General features: G+C 68.9%; 3 protein-coding genes and 1 pseudogene. 2 read left to right on the top strand and 2 right to left on the bottom strand.

The features are described 5' to 3' along the window. A partial coding sequence (gene istA / locus B2284_RS07665) for an IS21 family transposase (RefSeq protein ID WP_286697345.1) occupies nucleotides 1–1352 on the bottom strand: 1352 nt, incomplete at its 3' end. Between istA and B2284_RS14475 the strand changes: the two are divergent. Continuing rightward, nucleotides 1288–2137: pseudogene (locus B2284_RS14475) on the top strand (LysE family transporter). The gene istA and the pseudogene B2284_RS14475 sit on opposite strands and share 65 nt — an antisense overlap. Nucleotides 2138–2280: 143 nt before the next feature. Here the strand turns inward: B2284_RS14475 and B2284_RS07655 are convergent. Next, nucleotides 2281–4086 (bottom strand): long-chain-acyl-CoA synthetase, encoded by a 1806-nt coding sequence (locus tag B2284_RS07655; protein WP_074041324.1) that lies wholly within the window; start codon nucleotides 4084–4086, stop codon nucleotides 2281–2283. Nucleotides 4087–4516: 430 nt separating this feature from the next. On the opposite strand from B2284_RS07655, the gene B2284_RS07650 reads away from it, so the two are divergent. Beyond that, nucleotides 4517–4888, top strand: coding sequence for a type 1 periplasmic-binding domain-containing protein (locus B2284_RS07650; protein ID WP_062257473.1), 372 nt, complete (start codon nucleotides 4517–4519; stop codon nucleotides 4886–4888). Nucleotides 4889–4921 lie beyond the last annotated feature (33 nt).

Genomic DNA, 4921 nt, shown 5'->3' with positions numbered 1-4921 from the left:
GGGAGGGATCGGTGGAGCAGGAGCACGTCGATCAACGCTTGGGTCCCGGCGACGTCGCCGCTGGTCTTGCGGGCCGCGGCCCAGAACGCGTCGTGGGCTGCGGTGAATGCTCCGGCGGCGCGGGCCTGCGCGAGGGCGGTGGAGCCGGGGAACGCGCCGGGCTTGTGGCGTAGGACTTCGAGGTAGTGGTCCAGCTCGACCCGGGTCACCCCACGGGTGCCGAGGCGTCGGTGGGTGGCCACTATGGTGCGGCCTTCGAAGACGACCACGCACGAGGCCCGCAGGCTGACGCGGACGCGTTGCCCGATCAGGTGTGCGGGGACGGAGTACTTGACCATGCGGACGGTGATCAGGGCGGAGCGATCGACGCGCGGGTGGAGGATCAGGCCAGGGTCAAAGTCCCCGGCCGGCAACGGCGCCAGGTGGTCGAGTTCGGCGTGGTAGTCCTGCCCGATCGTGTTCGCATGGCCGGTGATGCGGCGGGTGTTGTCATCGTGTTCCCAGGCACGGATCTTGTCGTTGAGTTCGTCCAGGCTGGGGACCTCGGGCATGGGGGTGAGGTGGTTGCGGCGGAACCAGCCGACCTCGCCCTCGACGCCACCTTTCTCGTGGGCGCCGTCGATGCCTGGCTGGCAGTAGAACGCGTCGAAGCCGTAGTGGGAGCGGAACAGCACCCAGCGTTCGTTCTCGTCGCGTAGCCGGTCGCCGCCGTGGATGACCTGCACGACGGCGGAGGTGAGGTTGTCGTAGCGGATGTGTCGGGTGGGGATGCCGCTCAGGGCGTGGAAGGCCTCGATGTGTCCCTCGAGGAAGGCTTCCTGCCCGCCGGTCGGGTAGACGCGGTGGATGGCCTTGCCCGAGTGGGACAGGCGGTAGACGAACATGTGGCACTTGGTCTTGACGCCGTCGAGGATGACGTAGACCTCGCCGAAGTCGACCTCGGCCTCCGCGCCGGGGGCGTGGTCCTGCGGCACCATCGCCTCCACCCGACGCCCGGCCTCCAGATCGATCTGCGCGCGCCGGACCCGCACGTAGTCCCGCACCGTCGAGTACGACAGGTCCGTGGCGCCGTGTTCGTCGCGTAGCCGGGCCAGGATCCTGGTCGCGGTATGACGCTGCTTGCGTGGCGCAGTCAGGTCATAGCGCAGCATCTCGTCAATGGCCGGCTTGTACGGGTCCAGACGCGGTGCCGTACGAACCGGCCTCTTGCGGGGCGGGGGTTCGGCAGCGGCGAGTGCCTGGCGGACGGTGCGGCGATGTACCCCGTGCTTGCGCGCGAGCTCGCGGATGGACAGACCCTCCACTCGCGCGTCATGGCGGATGTCGGCGTACAGCTGCACTCGTGACCCCATCTTGGCTCCCTTGCCCTCGCGACTGGTTCCCAGTGATGGGGACCAGCGTGAAGGGGTGGGGCCAGTTCAGACCGTCAACACCCCGGCAAGTCGCACGCGGGGCCAGATCAAGCCGTCACAACGGGGCCAGACCAAGCTGTCACAACCAATCCTGCTGCCCGGGCCGAACTCGCTGTTCGTCGCGACGAGCGCCGCGCAGGTGTCGCGACGCGCCGGCTGGCAGGCCGCCGCCGGTGTGTTCATCAGCGACAGCATCCTCATGATCGCGGCCGTCGCCGGCGGGCACGCTGCTGACGGGCGGGGCGCTGTTCTTCCGCGCGCTGACGCTCGTCGGCGGCGCCTACCTCGTCTATCTCGGGTTCGGTCTGCTGCGCCGAGGGGTGCAGTTGCTGCGCGAACATCGAGCGCTGACGCGCGCCGAGGCCACGGACGACTCGCTCAACCCCATCGACACAGGCGCGGCCCCCGATGACGCCGGCATCGCGGCGTCCCCGTTCAGCCGCTCGATCGTGACGGGCATGCTCAACCCCAAGTCGATCCTGTTCTTCGCCGCGTTCTTCGTGCAGTTCGTGACGCCGGGCGATCCGCACCTGTGGGTCAACTTCGGGGTGCTCGCCGTCATCATGCAGATCATCAGCCTCATCTACCTCGCGGCCGTCATCGCCATCAGTTCGCGGCTCGGCCACCGCGTCGCAGGACGCCCGCGCGTCGTCGCCGGCGCACACCTCGCCGCGGGGACGGCCTTCTGCCTGTTCGCCGTCAAGCTCGCCACCGCATCGTTCTGACGCCCGACACGCTGAACCACCACGCCGACGCGACGCTCCACCCCTCACAGCTGCCGCGCGACCACATGGCCGGCTGACGCGAAGCTCCACCCCTCACAGCTGACGCACGACCACATGGCCGGCCGACGGCGAAGCTCAACCCCTCACGGCTGACGCGCTGCTGCGACGTCTTCGGGGTAGCTCCCGTAGAAGGGCACGTAGCCGTCACGCATCAGCACCCACACGCGGTCGTCACCCACGCCGGCGAACCCGGCGTCGCGCAGTTCGACCTTGCGCGACTTGAACGTCGAGGTGTGCTCGAGCGAATCGACCTCGCGCACGAACAGTGGCACCGCGTACTTCGGCAGGCGTTCGTTGAGCGCGACGGCCGCCATGGCGTCGAAGGGCTCGCCCTCGCGCAGCACGACGGCGGCCATGCCGGCTCGCCCGTCGCAGCCGGGCACCTCGACGCCGTAGACGACGCAGTCCTCGACGAACGGCAGCCGCTCGAGGGCCGCCTCGACCTCCGTCGTCGCGACGTTCTCGCCCTTCCACCGGAACGTGTCGCCGAGCCGATCGACGAACGCCACGTGGTTGAGCCCCTGCCGGCGCACGAGGTCGCCGGTGATGAACCAGCAGTCGCCGTCCTTGAAACCGTCGCGCAGCAGCTTCTTCTCGGTGGCGTCGTCGTCGGTGTACCCGTCGAACGGCTGGGCCTTCGTCACCTTGGCGAGCAGCAGGCCCGCCTCGCCGACCTTGACCTGACGCAGCCGCCCGTTCCCGTCGCGCACCGCGCCGCCCGTCTCCGGGTCGTAGGCGACGACCTTGTGCGGCAGTGGGCACGTGCCGGCCGTCTCGGAGATGTTGTAGGCGTTGATGAACGCGATGTTGCACTCGCTCGCCCCGTAGAACTCGGCGATGCGCGCGATGCCGAAGCGCTCCTGGAACTCGGCCCAGATGTCGGTCCGCAGGCCGTTGCCGACGATGACGCGGATGCGGTGCGCCCGGTCAACGTCCCGCTGCGGCTGGCCGAGCAGATAGCGGCACAGTTCGCCGATGTAGACGAACGACGTCGCGTCGAAGCGGATGACGTCGTCCCAGAAGTTGGAGACGGAGAACTTGCGCGCGATGGCGAAGCACGCGCCGCCGTTGAGCACGGCTCCGAGCGCGACCGTCACGGCGTTGTTGTGGTACAGCGGCAGGCAGCAGTAGAGAGTGTCGCCCTCGCGCAGCCGCACGCCCAGCCCGCCGAGGCCCGAGTACGACTGCAGCCACCGATGGTGGCTCATGATGGAGGCCTTCGGCATGCCCGTCGTGCCGGAGGTGAAGATGTAGTACGCCTTGTCGCTGCCGCGCACCTGCGCGCATTCGGGCGGGTTCTGCGCCGCCGCCGTAGGCGCGTTCGTCGCCTGTGCGACGAGCTCGTCGAGCCCGACGACGTCCGCGTGGCGCCCGGTATCCGACGACGGTGCGGTGTTCGCTGAGCCCTCCCCCGCGAGGCACGTCGTCACCGCCTCGAGCAACGACGGCTCGGCGACGATGACGCGGGCGTCGAGTACTCCGAGGCTGTGGGCGAGCACATCGCCCTGCTGGTTGTAGTTGAGCAGCCCGCTGACGGCGCCGAGCTTCACGGTCGCGAGCATCACGAGCAGCATGTCGATCGAGTTGTGCGACATCAGCCCGACGACGTCCCCGTGACGCACCCCAGCGTCCTTGAGCACCCACGCGAGCCGGTTGACACGCTCGTTGGCCTCTGCGTAGGTGAGGCGCCCCTCGTCGGCCACGACGAACGGACGCTGCGGGTGCCGCTCGGCGAGCCCTTCGAATACCGAGCCGATCGACATGGCGCGGCCCGATCGACGCAGCAGTAAGGACGGCAGATGCTTGGCGACGTGGGGGATGTCGGGCGTCATCGTCAGCGCCCCGCGCGCCACGTCGAGCAGCGTCACCCGGGTCCGTGAGGTCGTCATCGCTGTGGTCTCCTTCGGCCGTCGTCAGCTCCGGTGTCGCGGTCCGCGCCGCGATCCCCCAACCCTACCTACGCTTCAGTAACCACGTGACGGATACCGCTCAGCCCGTCCCACATCGATGGGTGCCTGCACAGAATTGCCATCCCCCCGGCCGTGGTGGACGATGCGAAGCCGACGCGACGCATGAGCGCGTCCTCGAGGCCGCCGAGGATCTCGATTCCGGCAGCCCCGACCCCCGCTCGCCTCGTCCCTGCGACAGGGACGCTCCGGCATCGTCGGTGTCTTCGCCGAGGGGCGACTGCTCAACTCGTTCAGCGACCCGTTCGCCGTCAGCGTGCTCGACGGTCTCGCGCAGCACCTGGGCCAGAACTCGAGCGGCATCCTGCTCATCCTGGCGTAGGGTAGCGATGAGCACGAGGTCGTGCGACGCATGTCCGGCATCCCCCGCGACGCCGTCGTCTTCCCGCTCGGCGGGCATGTCTCGGCGGCGGTGCTGGACCACCTGCGCCATCGCCGCATCCCGCTCGCCGGCACGGGTTACCCCGCGATCGACGGTGTCCTGCAGCTGACGATGGAACGCGCCGCGCTGCGCACCCTGGCCACGTACCTGTACGACCTCGGCCACCGCGACGTCGCGCTCGTCGAGATGCCGCAGGGTGCGAGCCGCGGTGAGGGCGACACGACGCCGACGGCCAACCCCGAGGGAGTGGGCAACGTCATGTACGTGTCTATCCGCACCCGTACAAGCATTCGCAGGGGCGGCGGGGGTCAGGGTGTTTGTGGTGGACGTAGAAATGCGTGATGGTCTTGAACTGCTCAACCCCAGTCTTTCGGG

Source organism: Dermacoccus sp. UBA1591 (assembly GCF_002322065.1).
GTDB lineage: Bacteria > Actinomycetota > Actinomycetes > Actinomycetales > Dermatophilaceae > Dermacoccus > Dermacoccus nishinomiyaensis.
Note: the sequence above shows the minus strand (reverse complement) of the source record. Positions and strands in the feature narration are given on the sequence as shown.

Coding starts and splice junctions, on each gene's coding strand:
- B2284_RS07655 (WP_074041324.1), bottom strand. CDS start 4,086: ATGACGACCTCACGGACCCGGGTGACGCTGCTCGACGTGGCGCGCGGG.
- B2284_RS07650 (WP_062257473.1), top strand. CDS start 4,517: ATGTCCGGCATCCCCCGCGACGCCGTCGTCTTCCCGCTCGGCGGGCAT.